This is a genomic window from Paenibacillus methanolicus (genome assembly GCF_008124765.1).
Classification (GTDB): Bacteria; Bacillota; Bacilli; order Paenibacillales; family Paenibacillaceae; genus Paenibacillus_Z; species Paenibacillus_Z methanolicus.
Map to the genome: position 1 here is coordinate 548,464 of NZ_VNHS01000001.1, position 19,643 is coordinate 568,106.

The 19,643-nt window shown below is 57.2% G+C and carries 9 protein-coding genes; 7 read left to right on the forward strand and 2 right to left on the reverse strand.

Annotated features, from left to right (window positions below):
* Nucleotides 1-18: 18 nt before the first annotated feature.
* The 4 genes from BCM02_RS02045 (at nt 19) to BCM02_RS02060 (ending at nt 10,061) form a co-directional block, all read left to right on the forward strand.
* Complete coding sequence (locus tag BCM02_RS02045) at nt 19-1,407, forward strand: MFS transporter (protein ID WP_148927379.1); 1,389 nt, start codon at nt 19-21, stop codon at nt 1,405-1,407.
* A gap of 4 nt (nt 1,408-1,411) precedes the next feature.
* Nucleotides 1,412-1,741 carry a luciferase domain-containing protein gene (locus BCM02_RS02050; protein ID WP_425466136.1) on the forward strand — a complete coding sequence of 110 codons (330 nt, stop codon included), beginning with the start codon at nt 1,412-1,414 and terminating at the stop codon, nt 1,739-1,741.
* 487 nt (nt 1,742-2,228) lie between these two features.
* Nucleotides 2,229-2,558 carry a hypothetical protein gene (locus BCM02_RS02055; RefSeq protein ID WP_148927380.1) on the forward strand — a complete coding sequence of 110 codons (330 nt, stop codon included), beginning with the start codon at nt 2,229-2,231 and terminating at the stop codon, nt 2,556-2,558.
* A gap of 375 nt (nt 2,559-2,933) precedes the next feature.
* On the forward strand, nt 2,934-10,061 hold the full coding sequence (locus BCM02_RS02060) for a DUF4962 domain-containing protein (protein WP_187433968.1): 7,128 nt from the start codon (nt 2,934-2,936) through the stop codon (nt 10,059-10,061).
* 146 nt (nt 10,062-10,207) lie between these two features.
* Here the strand turns inward: BCM02_RS02060 and BCM02_RS02065 are convergent, their stop codons facing one another.
* The gene (locus BCM02_RS02065) at nt 10,208-12,205 is read right to left on the reverse strand and encodes a methyl-accepting chemotaxis protein (RefSeq protein ID WP_148927382.1); all 1,998 of its coding nucleotides are present in this window, start codon (nt 12,203-12,205) and stop codon (nt 10,208-10,210) included.
* 199 nt (nt 12,206-12,404) lie between these two features.
* On the reverse strand, nt 12,405-12,653 hold the full coding sequence (locus BCM02_RS02070) for a DUF3231 family protein (protein WP_246183150.1): 249 nt from the start codon (nt 12,651-12,653) through the stop codon (nt 12,405-12,407).
* Between the two features lie 274 nt (nt 12,654-12,927).
* Here BCM02_RS02070 and BCM02_RS02075 point away from each other — a divergent pair, with 274 nt between their 5' ends.
* The 3 genes from BCM02_RS02075 (at nt 12,928) to BCM02_RS02085 (ending at nt 19,618) form a co-directional block, all read left to right on the forward strand.
* Nucleotides 12,928-14,274, forward strand: coding sequence for an LLM class flavin-dependent oxidoreductase (locus BCM02_RS02075; protein WP_148927383.1), 1,347 nt, complete (start codon nt 12,928-12,930; stop codon nt 14,272-14,274).
* A 39-nt stretch (nt 14,275-14,313) separates the two neighbouring features.
* Nucleotides 14,314-15,330 carry an ABC transporter substrate-binding protein gene (locus BCM02_RS02080; RefSeq protein ID WP_246183151.1) on the forward strand — a complete coding sequence of 339 codons (1,017 nt, stop codon included), beginning with the start codon at nt 14,314-14,316 and terminating at the stop codon, nt 15,328-15,330.
* Between the two features lie 409 nt (nt 15,331-15,739).
* Nucleotides 15,740-19,618, forward strand: coding sequence for a non-ribosomal peptide synthetase (locus BCM02_RS02085; protein WP_148927384.1), 3,879 nt, complete (start codon nt 15,740-15,742; stop codon nt 19,616-19,618).
* The last annotated feature ends 25 nt before the right edge of the window (nt 19,619-19,643 follow it).

Consider the following 19,643-nt stretch of genomic DNA (forward strand, 5'->3'; position numbering starts at 1 on the left):
GGGAAGGATGTTGCTCTGATGCAGATTTCAGCCAAAGAACTTGCCGGACGGCTCATCATGCGCGTCATGCTGTTCACCGCCGTGTTCAGCGCGATGAGCATGCTGACGTTCAATATCGTGCTTCCGGAACTGAGAGCGGAATTTCGGATCGACCTTGCCCAAGCGAGTTGGCTTTCCTCCGGCTATCTTCTCGTCTATGCGATCGGAAGCGTCGTGTACGGCAAACTGGCGAACCGATACCGGTTGAAAAATTTGATCACGTTCGGGCTGCTCGTCTTTGCCGTCGGTTCGCTGGTCGGCTTCGCGTCTTCGGCGTTCTGGCAAGCGTTGGCCGGCCGTCTCCTGCAGGCGGCCGGCGCCTCGGTCGTCCCGGCTGCGGCGATGCTCATTCCGATCCGTTACTTCCCCCGGGAGCGGCGCGGCGTCGCGATGAGCATGACCGCCGCCGGCTTGGCGCTCGGCACCGCGCTCGGTCCCGTCGTGGCCGCGCTGATGCTCTCCGCCTTGGATTGGCGCTGGTTGTTCGTCCCGCCGATCTTCGTGCTTGCGTTGGTGCCGTTCTTCCGCAAATACGTGAACGACGTGCCTGACCCGAATCCCGGGAAGCTCGATAGGCTCGGAGGCGCGCTGCTCGCCGCGACGATCGCGTTCGCCCTGCTAGGGGCCACCTATATGTCGTGGCAGTTGTTCGCAGCGGCGGCATTGATGCTAGGCATGCTCGCATGGCGTCTTGCGACCGCGTCCGAACCTTTCGTGCAGCCGGCGCTGCTTCGGAATCGCAAGTACGCCGGCGGATTGTGCATCGCGGCGTTGATTGCCTGCGTCGCGAGCGGCATGGCGCTGCTGCCGCCTGTACTGCTCGCGGACGTCTACGGGCTCGAATCCGAATGGATCGGCTTCGCGCTCGTACCCGCTGCCGTCGCTTCGTCCGCGCTGAGCCGCAGCGGCGGCAAGCTAGCGGACCGGAGGGGGGACGCCAGCTTGTACACCCTCGCATCCGGATTGCTGATGCTCTGTTTCGCGCTGCTCGCCGCATTCTCCGGGGCGGCGCCCGCGTGGACGCTGACGTTGTTCCTCGTCTTCGGCAACGTCGGCCAGACGTTCATCCAAGTCGCCGTCGCAAGCTCGCTATCCAAGACGCTGTCGAACGATCAGGCCGGCGTCGGCATGGGGTTGGTTCAGATGACGAACGGCATCGCCTCCGCGATGGCCGCTAGCCTCTACGGCTTGCTGCTCGAGTTGGATGCGCCCGGGTGGATTCCGCTCGCCGCGGGCACGAATGCCCGCATGTACGTTCTTTTATTTGCAAGTTTCATCCTCGTCCATGCCGGATTGCTCGCGTATTACCGGATGCGGTTCCGTCCGGACCAGAAGACCAAATCTGCATCAACGGTCGAGGGGAGGTGAAGGCATGGTGGCGAGTAAAGATGGAGGGGCACTGATCGCAACGGTTCGTACTTGGCCCGGCGTGCTGCTTCGGCCGCATCGGTTCGGCGGGACGGAGTTCGTCATGCATGGGAAGGAAATCGGACATATCCATGGCGTCACGCTCGTCGATTTCACGCTGCCTAAGGCCGCGCGCGACGAAGCGGTCGAGCTCGGCAAGGCGGTGCCGCACCACGTGCTGCCGAATTCGAATTGGGTTTCGGTTCATTTGCGCACGGAGACGGACGTTGCCCACGCGCTCGAGCTGCTTCGATACAAAAATGACTTGCTTTACGATAAATTCACGATGGCGTAATGAAAGAAGGTGGTAAAATATAGATATTACTTGATTGGCGTATTAATCTTTAGTTCGTTTGCGAGTTTCTTCCTGTCTATCATCGCAACCCTCTTAATCGTCATTCAGTTTAGTCAAAAAATGGAGCCAACCAACTTCAGATTTCTTTTGATTTTGAACTTATCGCATTTGATCGTGTGCGGATCGTTGATCGTCTACTATATGATAGCGGCATACGATACCGTCATGGGAATTTAGTCTGCGAGCAGGATGCTGCTTTCCCGTCAAGGTAGAGAAGGCAAGCGCAGGCCGGGCGCGCCCGGTCGCGAATGTGGAGGACTAATCTGCTGCTATTGAGCCTTAAAGAATCTGAGCGCGATCGAGATAAGGACACGCCGGAATGAAAAATTCCAAGCTGAAGAGCTTGATCAGTTGTTTCACGGCTTAACGGCGATGGTTATGGTAAGGGAAACAGGGGATTCTCCCTAGAACGAAGAGGTGAGTGACGATGAATGCAATTCTGATTATCGTTGGTGTCTCTGTGTTCGTCATTGTGGTCGCCATACTATTCCGCACCAGCCGCTGGACAACAGTTCTGACCGCGCCGGGAAATCAGGCGGGGGAGTTACAGAATAAACACGCCTATTTGCAGGGTAAGGGCATTCGTTCTCGTATCCGCGAGCAGGACGGTCAGCCGGTATCCGGATTTGCCGCCGCTACGTCAGGTCAATATTCGGCCATGAATCTGCAGGTCCATAAAGATGATGTCCAGCGGGCCAAGGAAGCGCTTGTCGATTATACGCATGAACGTCATACTTCGCATTCGCCAATACTATAGAGAACCGTTATGCTCGAAAGCCAAAGGATGTTCATAATAATTCGCAACTGACTGATGACAAGAAGATATATCCTTAAAAGTCGCATATATGCGGCTTTTTTTGTTTTCACGATAACGCTCGCGCGCCTAACAAACCTTCTGATCATTACGCTTAAGCTTCGCAACTGATCGCTTTTCCCGAAGTTGGGCTTTTTTTTGGAAAAGAGCGAAAAAGTTGAACGTTCAATCGTTTTCGTCGATATGCGGCGCTCGGGAGAGCGGGTTACGCTGGAGACAGCGAGGAAGGGAACGCGAATCGCGAATCGCGACCGTTTTCTCCAATCGCGTGTTTGTATCCGGCACGACTATCATTCGAACGAAGAAGGGGATGGTACGGTGAGGAGTAGGACGAAGTCAAGACGAATGGCGATCTGGCTGTTGGTGGCAATGGTGGTGGGTCTGATTGATGTAGGGGCGGCAAGAAACGCGCAAGCCGCAGACCCCGCGCCCGCGTGGCCGGTCTCGGTGCTAAGCGGTTTACGCATGCCGTTCGCTCCGGACGGATTGACGACGACGCAGAATCCGCCGGACTTCAGATGGCCGGCAGTACCCGGCGCGGACGGTTATCATCTGCAGGTCAGCCGCGACCAAGCGGTCGCAAGCCCCGTGCACGAGAAGTCGGACCTTACGGATAATTTCTATAATTTCCCTCGAGAGTTCGACAGCGGTACCTGGTATTGGAAAGTTAAGTTCCATAAGCCTGTCGAGGGCTGGTCGGTATGGAGCGACGTGAGGAAGTTCCGGATCGAGGAGCAGAACGTTCCTTTCGTCGTGCCCCCGATTGACGAATTGATCGGCGAAGTCCCCGCGAGTCATCCGCGGATCTGGACGACCGCGAACACCTTGGAAGCGTTCCGCGGCTTGGCCCAGACGAGCGGTCGGGAAATTTTCGCGGCGAAGAAGGCTTTGGTGGACAGTCATTTGCTCGGTACGAATCCGGCGCCTGCGGAACCGATCGTGAACGATCCCGATAACGATGCTCAGGTTACCGCTATGACGAACGCGGCCGTTCAAGCCAGAGAACGGCTGCTCGACGCCGCGTTCGTCTATCTGATCGCGGACGAACCGGTCTATCTTGCCGAAGCGAAGAAGCGGCTCCTTGGCATCGCCGCCTGGGACCCGGCCGGGTCGACCGGCTATGACATGCAGGACCAAGTCCATCGTTCCCTCGCGATGTACGCGGCGATCGCGTACGACTGGTTGTACGACGATCTGTCCGCCGCAGAACGGGCGACCGTCGAGAACATGGTCAAGACGCGCACGGAAACGATGGTGTCGAAGCTGATTTCCGGCAATCACAAAATCAAAGAAAATCCTTACGATTCCCACGGCTGGTCGGCATTCGGCTATATCGGCATCATCGCGACCGCCATGCTCGGCGATATCGAGGAAGCGGAAGGATGGTACCGCGAAGTCGTGCCTTCTTATATCAATATTCTTCCGCCGTGGGGCGGAGAGGACGGCGGTTGGGCGCAAGGAACCGGTTATTGGCAATGGTCCGCGTCCATCGGCCAAGAGTTCATGGACGTGCTGCTATCCTCCACCGGTCTGAATCTCTATGACAAGGCTTATTCGCGGAACGAAGGCATGTATCCGCTATACGCCTTTCCCCATGGCATCCCGAAAGGGATCTTCGGTGACGATAGTGAATACTTACCCGGCAAACCAAGCGTCTCCATCCTGAACCGGTTGGCGCAGGAGAACGGAGACCCGCGTCTCAAGTGGTCGGCCGAAGCGATCGGCACCGGTCCGGACGCGAGCCCGAACAACTACTTCTACGGGGACGACGAGCTGGAAGCCCGTCCGCCGGTCGATCTGCCGAATGCTCGCTGGTTCCAGGACGTCGGGCTGGTCGCCATGCATTCCAGTCTGTACGATCCCGACCGCGTGTCCATGTTTTTCAAATCGAGTCCGTTCGGCAGCTACAATCACAGCCACGCCGATCAGAACAGCTTCATCGTCAACGCCTTCGGCGAATCGCTCGCCGTGGAGACCGGCTACTACGACGACTATAACAGCCCTCATAATCTGCAATATACGATCCAGACCTTCTCATCGAACGCCATCACGTATGACGGGAAGACCGGTCAGGCGACGCGCGACATCGAGGCCGACGGCAAGGTGAAGAGCTTCATCACCACGCCGTTATTCGATGCGGTAAGCGCAGATGCAAAGACCGCGTACAAAAGCGCGCTGGAGAAGGCGGACCGCGACGTCATTTACTTGCGTCCGAACGTATTCGTCGTGATCGACAGATTGAAGTCCGCGAATCCGCAAGGCAACGAGTTCGAATGGCGGCTGCATGCAGAAGACGAACTTGATATCGACACGGATAACGCTGGTGCCACGATCGTGAAAGGGGAGGCTGCTCTGAAGGTCAAGTTTCACTCCCCGGGTAATCTGCGCACGGAGAAAGAAGAGCAATATCTAGCGATTGCCGGGAACGAAGTGAAGCCTAAAGAACTCAGCAAATTCGCCGCGGAGCAGCAGGTCCATGCCGCGTTCATTACGCCGAAGACCAGTGCCGCGACATACGTTGCCACGATGGAGGCCTACAAGGGCGATTCCTCCGCGTCGAACATCGTATCGGAAAACCACGGGGATTACTTAACGCTTGCTTTCGCGGACGGCACCATTGTTTATGTGCGGCTTACGACGACGAGCGGGGAGATCGATGCGGGAACGATCCGCTTCAATGGTTCGGCCGTTGCGCTAAAGGGAGATTCGGTGCTGCTCGTCGACGGAACGAAAGTCGCGAAGAATGGCATTACGTTGATCGAAAGCGATCAGCCGTCCACGATTGCGTATAGCGGCGAACGTGTGACCGTCTCGGGTCAATCGCAATCCCGGGTGGCCGTCAAAGCGCCAGGCATCGAAAGGCTGAGAGACGGCGATAACGGTACGGACTTCCCGCGCGGCGGCACGGTCGCGGATGGCGTGAATGCGCGCGGGGTACAGTGGGAAACAGTTGGCGACATGCTGATTATGCATGTCGAGAAAGGGCAGCATGCCTTCAAGCTGAACAATGCTGCGATGCCGCAAGCACTGCTTAACCTGACCATGCAGACGAATATCGGCGGAGCAGCGGGATCGGTAACGCTTAAAGCGCATAGCGATACGGAAGGCGTGCCGGTCGGCTGGGGGAAATTGAACAATGAAGCCGGGTTATACGAAGTTGAAGAGGCGCCGCCAGGCTTCGTATTCGAGAAGCATGGGCGACCGGACACCGTCTATCTAGAGGCCAACGCGACCGTCATCGTACGGGGGGCGATCAGCCAACTGAAACTCAGACGCATCGAAACCGGCGGCACGGCCGAGGCGCTGGTATGGAACGATCCCGAGAACAAGCGATCCACGCTTAACCTATTGTGGAAGGAAGCGGAATCGTTCTCAACTTCCGGCGGCGGTACCTTCAGCAAGTATATGACCCGTCCGTTCCTTTCGGGAGGAACGGGTCTCGGCGATTGGAAGAGCACGGGTCAGTGGGCGAAGTGGACGCTGAACGTGCCGAAAGCCGGCAAATATGATCTGGTCCTGAAGTACGTCGCAGGCTTCGAGCCCGTAGGGACGATGACCGGGCGGCTGGCCATGATCGGCGACAAGTACTACTATATCGAAGCGCCGGTAACGAATGGGGCCGACGGCAAGCCGGATTGGGGCAGAACGCCGGAAGCTTGGAAGGGCCTTCGGGTCAAATCGGATCAGCAGCTGCCTGCTGGACCCGTCGACATTACCATGTGGAATGCGCAAGGCGCGATGAACCTCGACTGGATCGGCTTGATCGAGACAAAGGCCGACGAGGAGCGGCCGAGCGTGCCCGGCAACGTGCAGCTGGTCTCCCGCACGGATACGACGGCGACGATCAGCTGGACGGCTTCGACGGATAACGTCGCAGTGAAGGAGTACGCGATCTACGTCAACGGCGCGCAGAAGTCGATCGTGCCGAATGGGACGACGAACGCGACCATCCAGGGATTGACGGCAGATACAGACTATTCGATTACCGTCGCGGCCGTCGATACGAGCGGCAACCCATCGCTCGGCAGCGAACCGCTTATCCTAAGCGATACGACGCCGCCGGAATGGAGCGGTACGGCCGCTGTTCGCGCGGTTCATCTGTTCGCATCCGCGGCCAGGCTGAACTGGGATCCGGCGATGGAAGCATCCGGCAGCATCGCTTCCTACGCCATTTATCGGAAGGGACCGTCCGAGTCCTCCTTCGCGAAAATCGCGACGGTAGATGGCCATGTACACGCCTATGACGCGACCGGTCTGACGCTGGGCGGGACGTATGAATTCCGGATCGAGGCAACGGATGGAGAAAACAATGAAACGACGGACGGTCCTTCCTTGACGGTCACGCTGCCCGCGGCAGGAAGCACGGGCGAATATTACGATTCGTTCGACGGGTTGCCGCTAGGGACAATGGCGGCCGGGGGCGGATGGACGCCGCAAACGCCTAACGGGACGACGATAAACGTGGTTCCCCTGGCGGACGGCGGCCAAGCGTTGGAAATGACGGACAATTATGAGCCGTCAACCTCGGATTATACGGAAAGCCCGATCGCTATTCGGACGAACGCCGCGCTGAGCGGGAAGGTGACGTTCGAGACCCGGTTCATGAATAAGCTGCTCGGCGTTCATGAGCTGAAGATTCGCGGCGCGAACAGCGACATCGCCCGTTTCACGGTCTTCTCGGACGGCAGCTTTGGCTACTGGAATCTGGACGCTGGCACCGGAAATTTCAAGGATTACAAAATCCCGAGCGCAAGTACGCTCTTCAAGCTGCCGAAAGACCAGTGGATCACGCTTCGCATCGACATGGACACGGCAACGAAGACCTACGATCTGTCCATGCAGGCCGAAGCGTTCAAGACTTATCCGGGTATCGCCGATGCACCCGGCACGCTAGACAAAGCGAACGGCATCTATAAAGTGAATGGCATTAAGTTCCTGTACAATTCCACCGCGTCATCGATCGATACGGTCCGGTTCAACGCGAGCCGGTTCAAAAGCCAAAACCTGATCGATTACGTCGCGATGTACAAAGACACAACCGGTTTGCCGGCTTGGGGATCCGCGGCTGCCGTCCGGCCGGTCCACCTGTTCCAGACCGCGGCGCGGCTGGAATGGGATCAAGCAGCCGTCAGCTCCGGCAGCGCAGCCTCGTATTCGATTTATCGCAAGCAGGGAACACAGCCGTTCGCGAAGGTCGCGACGGTGTCCGGCGATGCCCGTCAATATGACGCGACCGGTCTGCAACCTGGAGGAACCTATACGTTCCGGATCCAGGCGACCGGCGCGCCTGGACAAGAGACGGATAACGGTCCTTCCGTGACGGTCACGCTGCCAACGGCAGGCAGCACGGGCGAATATTACGATTCGTTCGATAATTTGCCGCTCGGGACGATGGCGGCCGGAGGCGGGTGGACGCCGCAAACGCCTAACGGGACCACGATTAACGTGGTTGCCTTGGCGGAAGGCGGCCAAGCGCTCGAGATGACGGACAATTACGAGCCGTCAACCTCGGACTATACGGAAAGCCCGGTCGCCTTCCGGACGAACGACGCGCTGAGCGGGAAGGTGACGTTCGAGACCCGGTTCATGAACAAGCTGCTCGGCGCGCACGAGCTGAAGATCCGCGGCGCGAACAGCGACATTGTCCGTTTCACGGTCTTCTCGGACGGCAACTTCGGTTACTGGAATCTGGACGCCGGAACCGGAACCTTCAAGGATTACAAAATCCCGACTGCAAGCCCGGTATTCAAGCTGCCGAAAGACCAATGGATCACGCTTCGCATCGATCTGGACACGACCGCGAAAACGTACGATCTGTCCATTCAGGCGGACGCGTTCAAGTCATATTCGGGCGCCGTCGACGCACCAGGTACGCTCGACGCGGCGAATGGCATCTATAGAGTGAACGGCATCAAGTTCCTTTACAACTCTACCGCGTCATCGATTAATACGGTCCGCTTCAGCGCGAGCAGGTTCAAAAGCCAAAATCTGATCGATTACGTCGCCTTGTTCAAACCTGCTGCACAGGCGGCTCCGGCCGAGGCGACGTTCGCGGCCGACAATACCGCGCCGACCAACGGCAACGTCGTCGTGACCGTACGCTTCCCGGCTGAGGCCGCGACGAAAGAGTATAAACTCGGCGCAAACGGCGCATGGACGCCTTATACGGTACCCGTCGTCTTCGCCTCGAACAATACGATTTTCGCGAGGTCAACAAGCGCCGGGGGGCAAGTGTCCAACGAAGCCGCCTACACGGTCGGCAACATCGACAAGACGGCGCCGGTCACGAGCGCAAGCTTGTCGCCTGAGCAGCCTGACGGGCCGAACGGCGCGTACGCGGGACCTGTCACGCTCACGCTGGGCGCAAGCGACGCCGGAGGCGCCGGAGTGGATAGAACCGAATATAGTCTAGACGGCGGCACCACCTGGCAAGCGTACGCGGCGCCGGTCGTGTTCGACCGTAAAGGAACTTACAGCGTGCGGTACAGAACCGCGGATAAAGCGGGCAACATCGAGACCGCGCCAACTACGGGATTCGCGATCAGCGCGACGACCGTCAAGGTGACATTAACGGACAGCGGCGGCAACCCGTTGGCAGGCGCCGTCGTCAGCTACTACGCCGCAGGCTGGAAGAGCTTCGGAACGACGGATGCGTCGGGAGCGGCAAACAAGCCGCTGACGGACGGATCGTATACCTTCGCCATCACGTACGAAGGGAAAACCATTCAACGAACCGTTAATACGGGCAGCCAGCCTGTCGTCGCCTTCCAGACCGTCCAGGTCAAGGTTCAATTGAAAGACAGTTCGGGAAGTCCGCTCGACGGGGGAGAGGTCTCTTTCTACTCCGACAATTGGCGCACCTTCGGCCCGGTCAGCGGAGGAGAAGTCGTCAAGGAGCTGCTGCCCGCCGCCTATTCGTTCGCGATGAAATATGAAGGCAAGAACGTGCAGAAGGAGCAGGATGTATCCGCCGACGCCGTCGTTGCTTTCCAGACGGTGAAGGTCAACGTGCAGCTGAAGGATAGCTCGGGCAATCCGCTAGACGGAGGTGAAGCGTCCTTCTACTCGGATACTTGGCGGACGTTCGGCGTCACGAGCGGCGGCGAAGCGGCCAAGGAATTGCTGCCCGGCACTTACACGTATGCCATGACTTATGCCGGCACGATCTCGCAGAAGTCGCAAGATACCTTAGTCAATCCGGTCGTCGTCTTCCAGACCGTGAGCGTAACGGCGCAGCTGCGAGATGCTCAGGGCCTACCGGTGGACGGCGGGGAAGCCGCCTATTATGCCGCGAATGGCTGGCAGACGCTCGGGGTTACGAACGGCGGCATCGCCAGAAAGGAATTGCTGGCCGGGTCGAACACGTTCTCCATGACGTTCGCGGGCAACGTCCGGCAAAAAACGCAAAATACGGCGAATTCGCCGTTAATCGAGTTCACTGTCTAGGGATTCCATCTCCTCGGCGGATCTAAAGCTATAAATCAAGGTTCATCCAAAATAATGGCCAACGCAGCAAGGAATTGCTGTGTTGGCCATTGTTATTTGAGGCCAAAAGAAAAAGAGGCCGAAAGCGCCGGCCTCTTCATGCTGATTTAGATTTTGAATTTCGCGACGGCTGACAGCAGCTGCGCCGCGGTTTCTTCCGTCCGAAGCATCATGGCAGCCAGCTGTTCGGATTGTATCCGCATGTCGGATGTCTTCTCCGCAATATTTTGCGTGCCGGACGCGTTCTCGTTATTGGAAGCGGTCACTTCTTGTATGGACTGCGCCACATTTTGAATCGAAGCGAGCAGCTGCTCGGCCGTCGCGCTAAAGTCCGTGACAAGCGCTTGCACCGATCCCGCGTCTTTGTAATACTGTTCGCCGTTGGCCACCATCGCGTTGTAGTCATGGATGACCGTATCGTCAATGAACGATAGTGCTTTTTCGGAGCTCTTGGTCAGGGCTTGAACGGAGCTCATGACCAGCGTGGCTACGTTCTGAATCTCGCCGGCGGTTTTCGCCGAATTCTCCGCGAGCTTGCGAATCTCGCCGGCCACGACCGCGAACCCTTTGCCGGCTTCGCCGGCGCGCGCTGCCTCAATGGCGGCGTTCAGGGCGAGCAGGTTGGTTTGGCCCGTGATCTGCAGGATGGAGTCCGTCAGGACATGGATTTGCTCGACGGCTTTCGCTTGTTCCATCGCTGCTCTTGATTCACATTCGATGACGCCGCGGATATCCTGGGCGGATTGACGCGAAACAACCGCGGATTCTTTCAGATGCTGAGCACGAACGGCGATTTCGTCGGCCATCGACGAACCGTCATGCGCTTTCACCGCGATGGAGGTCACGGCATCCTTGATCTCGGAAGACGTCGCATTCATATCATGCGCCATTGCGGCCGTTTCTTGCATCCCTGCGGACATTTGTTCGGTTGTGGCCGATACGTCCTCGACTTGGGCAGCCAAGGCGCTCATGCTCGCCGAGGAATGTCCGATATTGCTCTTCACGTTCGTCGTTTCGTTAACCACCTGTCCGAGAACCTGACGGATGGATGCCGACATTTGCTCGACCGCTTGGGCCAGATGTCCGATCTCATCGGTACGCTTGAGCAGCAAGGCCGGCAGCGCATGCGTAAAGTCTGCAGCGGCCATGACATTCAAATATTCAGATAGCCGCTTGATCGGCACCGAAATATAGCCGGCCGCAAAGACGGAAATCGCGACGATGATCAGAATGGTGATCACGATCAGCAAAGCGGTCTGATTAAGGCTCGATTGCAGGTCGGCGAATACTTCGCTTTCCGGCACCGTCACCATGACCTTCCAGCCGGTGGTAGCGACCGTGGCGAAGGCCGCGATCTTCGCTACTCCATCCTCGTTCGTGTATGATTCTGCGCCCGAATCCTTCGAATAGACCGTATCATATGCCGAGATAGCGGATTCACTGACCGCTTCTTGGTAGGTTTTGTTCACCTTATCCGCATCCGGGTGATGCATGAACACGCCTTTACTAGAGAGAAGATTGCCATATCCGGTTTCGCCGACTTTGATCTTCTCATAGTTGCTCTTCAACGATTCCGCCGATACGACATCGATGACGATGCCTTGAAACTGATTTTGTGCGTCGAAGAAGGGAACGGCGATGGTAACCCCGAGCTGTTCGATGCTGCGGATCATCAGCAGGTCGCTCACGGTAGGTTTTTTGGTTTCTTTCGCGATTTTAAAATATTCCCGATCCGAAATATCCGTTACGGTGCCATCCTCGGCCGGAATATTCCCGTCCGCGTCGGAGACAATCGTCATCACGATCTCCGGGTCGGTCTTCACGATCGGCTGCACGGCCGTGTTTTTCCCAAGCGCATCCAGACTGCTGAAGTTAGGGACGCCTTCGATCACTTTTTGAATAGCGGCGATTTTCGTTTGGAGCCAGAGGTCCGTCGCTTCGGCATTACTCTTCGCAATGCCAATCTCTTGATCTTTGATGCTTGTCGTAAGCTGACTCTTGAATTGATTCATCTGGATGGCGGCAAGCATGACGAGCGGGACCAACGTGAGTACAAGAATCATCATCGTCAGCCGAAAGCGAAGGCTCTTAAGGGTTTTCTTCAACCTATATCAACTCCTACTAGATTTAAATGTGTCTCTAATAGGATATCGTCACTATTGAACATATTGTTGTGTAGCAATTTCATCCAATGGGGAGAGGACCGGTAGCAGGCCTACGTTTATTGGCAGCGCTTAAGCGGTTTACGACTTGGTTAGAGCCTCCCGGTCCGGGGCTTGGGGCGGCTGTTCCAGCCAACCGTGCTCAATCAGTATCCTTGGTGAAGGTCACGAATTGACGGGTAAGCCCCAGCGCATGGTTCACGATTTCCTTGATTTCTCGGTCCTTCGCATGTCGCGCCATGTAACTCAGCACGCAAATGGACATTGTATTGCCGATATATGTCGCCCATAGTTTCCCTTGCTCTGCCTCGGTTAACTTCTGATCCGTGTCGCTCTGGTCTGCATGAAGCAACGGGATTTTTTCGATCAGCTTTGTGAACGACGTCCGCAAGCTCCTTTCTCCCAATCATGATCTGATTATGTTCCGTAACATCTCGTTTGTTTATTCTTGGCTATTCGAACAGCCCCTGTAACGTCCACGCCGTCCTTGCCGGGTATTGACATTTCCATTTGGGATGATAGTATATTCCCATTGGTATAGTTGGATATGAGCCATTGGCTGACCGATCACTCGGAAGCTCAGCGGACAAATCACGTTACGACGTTATTTGTCCGCTGAGCTTTTTTCATGTATCAAAAAAAACAGGGAACTGGGAGTGGTAACGATGGGAAACAAACAAATGAAGCTTGGCGCATTCTTCAATCTGCCGGGGCATCACGTGGCCAGCTGGAGGCACCCGCTGACAGCGGCCGACCGTACTTTGGATCTGGCTTATTTGCAAGAACTCGCGCAGCTCGCGGAGCGGGGTAAATTCGATATGATCTTCTTCGCCGACGTGCTTGGGCTGCGGGCTTCCGGCAATCAGTCGGCTTCGGCCGTCAAGCTGGATCCGCTGATCATCCTAGCGGCGCTCGCCTCCGTCACGCGCCATATCGGTCTGACCGCGACATTGACGACGACGTACAACGAGCCTTACCAAGTCGCCCGTAAGTTCGCGGCGATCGATCATCTGTCGGGCGGCCGGGCGGCATGGAACGTCGTGACCTCCGCCAACGACAAAGAGTCGCTGCTGTTCGGCAAGCCGAAGCACCTGGAGCATGCGCGTCGCTATGAACGCGCCGAAGAGTTCGTCGACATCGTCAAGAAGCTCTGGTTATCGGTCGAACGAGAGTCGCTCGTTCTCGATAAAGAGAAGGGCAAGATTCTGGACGTTGAGAAGCTTCACCCTTTGGATCACGAAGGGGAATGGTTCAAGGTACAGGGCTTGTTGGATACGCCGGCGACGCCGCAAGGACATCCCGTCATCGTGCAAGCCGGATCTTCGGAGTCGGGGAAGGAGCTGGCGGCGAAGACGGCGGAGGTCATCTTCACCGCGTGGCAGACGTTGGAGGAAGCCCAGACCTTCTATCGGGACGTGAAGGGTCGCCTCGCGAAGTACGGCCGCAAGCCGGATGATCTGAAAATAATGCCGGGCGTCTTCATCACCGTGGCGAAGACGGAAGCCGAAGCGATCGCCAAACGTAAGGAGCTGAACAGTTACATTCTGCCCGAGGTCGGCTTGGAATACCTATCCAACTTTATCGGCGCAGACCTTAAGGGTTATGACGTCGATGCGCCGCTGCCGGCGTTCGCGGAGGCGGAAGACAAGACGAACCCGCAGATTCGCTCGAACTTGATCCGGGCGTTGGCCGAACGCGAGGGATTGAGAACAATCCGCGAAGTTTACGAACAAATCGCGGGAGCGCGCGGACACCGCGAGATCGTCGGCACGCCGGCGCAGATTGCGGATCAGCTCGAGGAATGGTTCTTGAATGAGGGGGCGGACGGCTTCAATATTATGCCTCCGACGTTCCCGGAAGGACTGCGGGACGTCGTCGAACTCGTCATTCCGGAATTGCAGCGCCGGGGACTGTTCCGCACGGAATACGAGAGCGATACGCTGCGCGGCAACCTAGGACTGTCCCTGCCCGCCCATCCAGATCGCAAGCAAGCGCAATCGGCTAATCTGTAATCCGCAACAACACCATTTCTTGAAGGCAGGAGAACTTATATGCGTAAATCATGGATGAGAACGAAGGCGCTGATCGTGTCGGTTGGGATATTGGGAGCGCTTCTGGCAGGCTGCGCATCAGAAAGTAAGGCGACAGGGGAAGAAGACAAGGTGCTTCAGTATAATTCAGCGCCAGGGAGCGTGTCGTTCCCGGAATTGGCCGCGGACCTCGGTTATCTCGGAGATGTGAAGCTGGAGTCGATCGGCACCACGACCGGCGGTCCGGAAATGATTCAACTTACGGCCACGAAGCAGACCGACTTTGGTTCCGCGTTCAACGGAGCGATCATTAAAGCGATCTCGCAGGGCGTCAAGATAAAATCCGTTATCGGTTCATACGGCAGCGACAAGCATACGTATATCGGCGCTTACGTGCTAGAGGGCAGTCCGCTGCGGACAGCCAAAGATTTTATCGGCAAGAAAGTGGGCGTGAATACATTCGGCGCGCATCTGGAGTTCGTGACGAAGGATTATTTGCGCGAGGGTGGATTGTCCGATGAAGAAATCGCTCAGGTGACGCTGGTGACCGTCCCTTCCGCGAACGCGGAACAGGTGCTTCGCAACAATCAGACGGATGTCGTTCTGCTAAGCGGAATTGCCAGGGACCGCGCCTTGGAGAACGGCGGCATCGTCGAGATCTTCAAGGATATCGACGTGTATCAAAAGGAGTTCACGGCAGGCGACTACTTCTTCACGGAGGATTATATCCAGAACAACCCGAACACCGTGAAGCAGTTCGTCGAAGGGGTCGCCAAAGCGATCGAATGGGAACGGACGACGCCGCGTGAAGAAGTGATCAAGCGCTTCGAGAGCATCGTGGAGAAGCGTGACGGGAAGAACGCGACCGTCAATCTGAAGTATTGGAAAAGCACGGGCATCGCGACGGAAGGCGGCGTAATCGCGCCGGATGAGCATCAGAAGTGGATCGATTGGCTGGTAGCTAGCGGAGAATTGAAAGAAGGGCAAGTGAAGTCGGAAAATCTGTACACGAATGAATTCAACCCGTACGCCAAATAAATGTAAACCTGTAGCATTGTCGTGAAGAACCGCGCCTTGAAGCGAGGCGGGAAACGTATTGATGCTTCATACAAATGCTTAAAACGAACGGTCCGATACTGGACCGTTCGTTTTTTTGTCGAGTGATGTCGAGTTAGCCAACAACCGGAAAATTTAGGTAAATACAGACCATTGAACGGATTTATCCTCAATGCTAGAATCTGGAATGAGATTTTTAATAACGAATAGCGACGCGTGTTTTGTTTAATAGGCGGTTCTGTCGAACCGAGCAAACGAACGGGCAAACATCTATAATATCAGTATGAAAACGCATCCAATTTATATGGTTTTATATTACTCTATTAGTCAATAAAGTATGAGTTGCAAGGTATTAACTTTTTAATTGAGGATAGCGGGGAGATGGTGATAGGTGTCGTCCAACACGGTGGAAGAGCGGTTCCCAAAGCACGATAAGACGGGATTTTGGAACAAGGTGTTGGCGGAATGGACGCATGAACCCCCTTTACAGCCCGATGGGATCGGAGCGGTCATCCGGAAGACCATGCTGGAGGCGCGAATTCCAGCGACGATAACGGACAAATGGAGTCGATATGACCGCGGCCGCGACGATTTGCGCATGATTATCTATTTTGCGATATGGGCCGCAACGCTTGGCGCGTATTCCCGAACGGAGCGCGCATTCGCGGTGATGCTGCCAAGAATCGGCGCAGATGCCGGGGGTCGGGACGTGCCGGTTCTAATCAATAAACCCGAGAGAGGCAAGAGCTTCAAAACGGCGCTTGGCGAATGGCGCGAGTCATTACGGGATACATACCGAGATTCGAAAGGAGAAGACGATAGGCCGGATGATCCGGCATTGCACACGATACGCAAAGAATTGGAGCAATTCGCTTTTTCATATGAACCAATACATGGGAGGGAATTCGTAACGTCGTTCGCGGAGACGAACGAGAGGAAAGCGCATTTACATATCGAGCAGAGCGCGGAGGGCGAAGCTAAGCTTACGCTGCACTATGACGAGGGCCTATACGGAACAAAGTTGATGCAAGCAGTGGCGGACAGTTTCATCGTCTTGCTGGAACAAGCATCCGAACAACCCGATGCCGATCTGACCGCTCTGGAGCTGCGATCCGGCGAGGAAATCGCACGGCAGCGCGAATGGAACGATACGCGCGCGCCTTATGAGCGGGATATGACGATCCATGGCTTGTTCGAGCGTACCGCTGAGAGGGCGAGGGATCGGATTGCCGTTGCGGTCGGAGCGGAACGGTTGACCTATCTGGAGCTGAGCCGACGATCGGATGAATGGGCAAGGCGACTGCAGCGAGCGGGCATCGTCTCTGGCGATCGCATCGTAGTCATGTTGAACCGGTCTGCGGATTGGCCTGTCGCATTCATGGCTGTTCTCAAATCCGGCGCTGTCTATGTACCGGTCGATCCTGCATATCCAGCACAGCGAATCGCGTACATGCTGTCCGATAGCCAGGCATCCGCGATGATCGTCTCCGGCGGCATCGAGCGCGAGACGGTTCGCCAATTCGAAGGCATCGTCATCGACATGTCTGCCGGCGTTTCGCCGAACGAGGACGACTCGTTCGGCTCGTTGCCGACCGCGGCAGCGGACGATTTGGCCTACATCCTGTATACGTCCGGCTCGTCCGGTACGCCGAAGGGCGTGATGGTCGAGCATCGCGGCGTCGGCAATTTGCTTGGATATTTCGAGAACGGGCTCGGCGTCGGCGCCGACGATCGCGTCTTGCAGTTTGCCAGCGCTTCCTTCGACGCTTCGATCTGGGAGATGGCGATGGCACTGCTCACTGGGAGCGAATTGCATATTGCCACGCCGGAAATTGCAGGCGATCTCGGGCGGTTCGAGCGCTGGATGGCTGAGAAGGAAGTGACGGTGGCCACGCTTCCGCCGACCTACGCCATCCATCTAAGCCCGGAGCGGATGCCGTCGCTTCGGCTTCTCGTGACGGCGGGCTCCGAATCGGGCAAGGAGCTGCTTGATCTTTGGCGCGGCAGAGTAGCTTACGTGAATGCTTACGGACCGACCGAGACGACGGTCTGCGCGACGGCCTGGGACGGAGACGGCGAACCGCTGCCTTCTTCGGCGCTCGTGCCGATCGGCCGGCCGCTGCCGAACACTTGCGTGCTGATCGTTAACGAGCAGCTGCAGCCGCTCCCCGCAGGGGCGGCAGGCGAGCTCGTCGTGTCGGGCGCCGGCTTGGCTCGCGGCTATTGGAACAAACCGGAGATGACGGCCGAGCGTTTCGTCCGTCTTCCATTGGATGGCACGAGGGCATACCGTACGGGGGATCTGGCTCGATGGACGCCGGACGGTCAACTCGTATACTTGGGACGCCTCGACCGGCAAGTGAAAATACGCGGATACCGGATCGAAACGGAGGAAGTGCGGCATGCGCTTGTCTCCCAAGCCGGAATCAAGGAGGCCGTTGTCATCGAACGGCGCGATGCAGGCGGGGAATCCGTTCTTTGCGCGTTCTATTCGGTTCATTCGGATCGCCGGATGGATGCCGAGACGCTCAAGGAGCAAGTAGGCAGCCGATTGCCGGTCTTCATGATGCCAACCTATTGGGTGGAATTGCCGCGCATTCCGCTTACGCCGAACGGCAAACCGGATATCGCGGCGCTGTCCGCGATCCCGATACGACTGGACGGGGAGACGGCGTACCAAGACGTCGCGCCGCGGAGCGACACCGAACGTCGGTTGGCCGCCATTTGGAGCTCGCTTCTTGGCGTTCAGGCGGTCGGACGAGAAGACGACTTCTTCGTCATCGGCGGACATTCCATGCGAGCCGCGAAGATGTCCGGCCGCATCTACGAGACATTCCAAGTGAATTTGCCGCTAGAGCAAATTTTCCGGTATGCCAAGCTGATGGACATGGCGGCGCGAATCGATGAGCTTCGGTTAACGGAAGGCTCGGAGGCGATCGTGCCGGCTCAAGCGCGGACGGGCTATCGGTTGTCGCCCGCTCAGACTCGGGTGTTCGCTATAGAGCACGCGAAGCCCGGCACTACGCTGTACGTGATGCCGTTCGCCTTCTGGCTATCTCCCGCGCCGTCATTCGAACGTCTGGAAGCGGCATTCGTCCGGTTGATCGAGCGCCATGAGACGCTGCGAACGTCGTTCGGCTGGGAAGGGTCCGAGCCGATACAGACCGTACATTCGTCCGTGACGTTCCGGCTGGAACGGATTCAGGCGTCTACGGAGCTGCCGACCGAGCTGACCGAACGGTTCGAGGAACCGTTCGCGCTGGCCAAGCCGCCGCTGCTTCGGGCTGCGCTTGCGGAATACGCGGACGGCCGCGGTCTGCTGCTTCTCCAGCTCCACCATATTATTGCGGACGGCGTGTCGCTTGGTCTGCTGCTGGACGACTTGAACGCCTATCTGTCCGGACGCGAGCCGGTTCCGCTGAAGCTGCAGTACAAGGATTATTGCGAATGGCTGCATCGGAGGGAGGCGTCTCCGACGCACGAAGCGTATTGGATGCGCCGGTTCAAGCATTACGCGGCAACGCCGGACTTGCCGATCGATTATCCGCGAACCGAGATGCGCGATTACGAAGGCGGAACGCTGTCCATCCCATGGGACCGCGATACGGCGGAAGCGGTGCGCGAGCTGGCGCGACGATGCGGAACTACCGTTCACTTGACGATGTTGGCAGCTTACGGCGTTCTCCTGTCGAAGGTGTCGGGCTCGGAGGAAGCGATCGTCGGTTCGCTGCATGCGGGCAGAGATGTTCCGCAGACGCGGGACATGGTCGGCATGTTCGTTCATACGTTGGCCCATCGCTGCCGCGTAGACGGGCGATTGACGTTCGAGCGGTTCGCGCGGGGCGTCAAGGACGAAGTGACGGAGGATTACGCGCATGCGGACTACTCGTTCGAGCGTCTTGTCCGAACGTTGAAGGCGCACGATAAAGCGCGGAATCCGCTGTTCGACACGATGTTCGTGCTGCAAAATCTCGAGCCACAGCTCTCCCGGGGAGGGCAGACGGAGTGGCGCCCGCATGTGCTGGAGGAGAAGTGGTCCCGGTTCGATCTCGTGTTCCAGGCTTGGGAGCAGGCGGACGGCATGATGCTATGGGTTACGTACGCGAAAGCTTTGTTCCGGCAATCGACGGTCGAACGTCTTGCGGAGGATTACCGGAAGCTGCTCGTCGCGCTGGCGGCAGATCCGAATATTCTGCTCGCCGATGTGGATCTGACTCAGTCGTACCGGACGATCTCGGCTTCCGGACATACGCTCGATTTTCAATTCTAGTCCATTCGAATCGGGGAGGAACAGA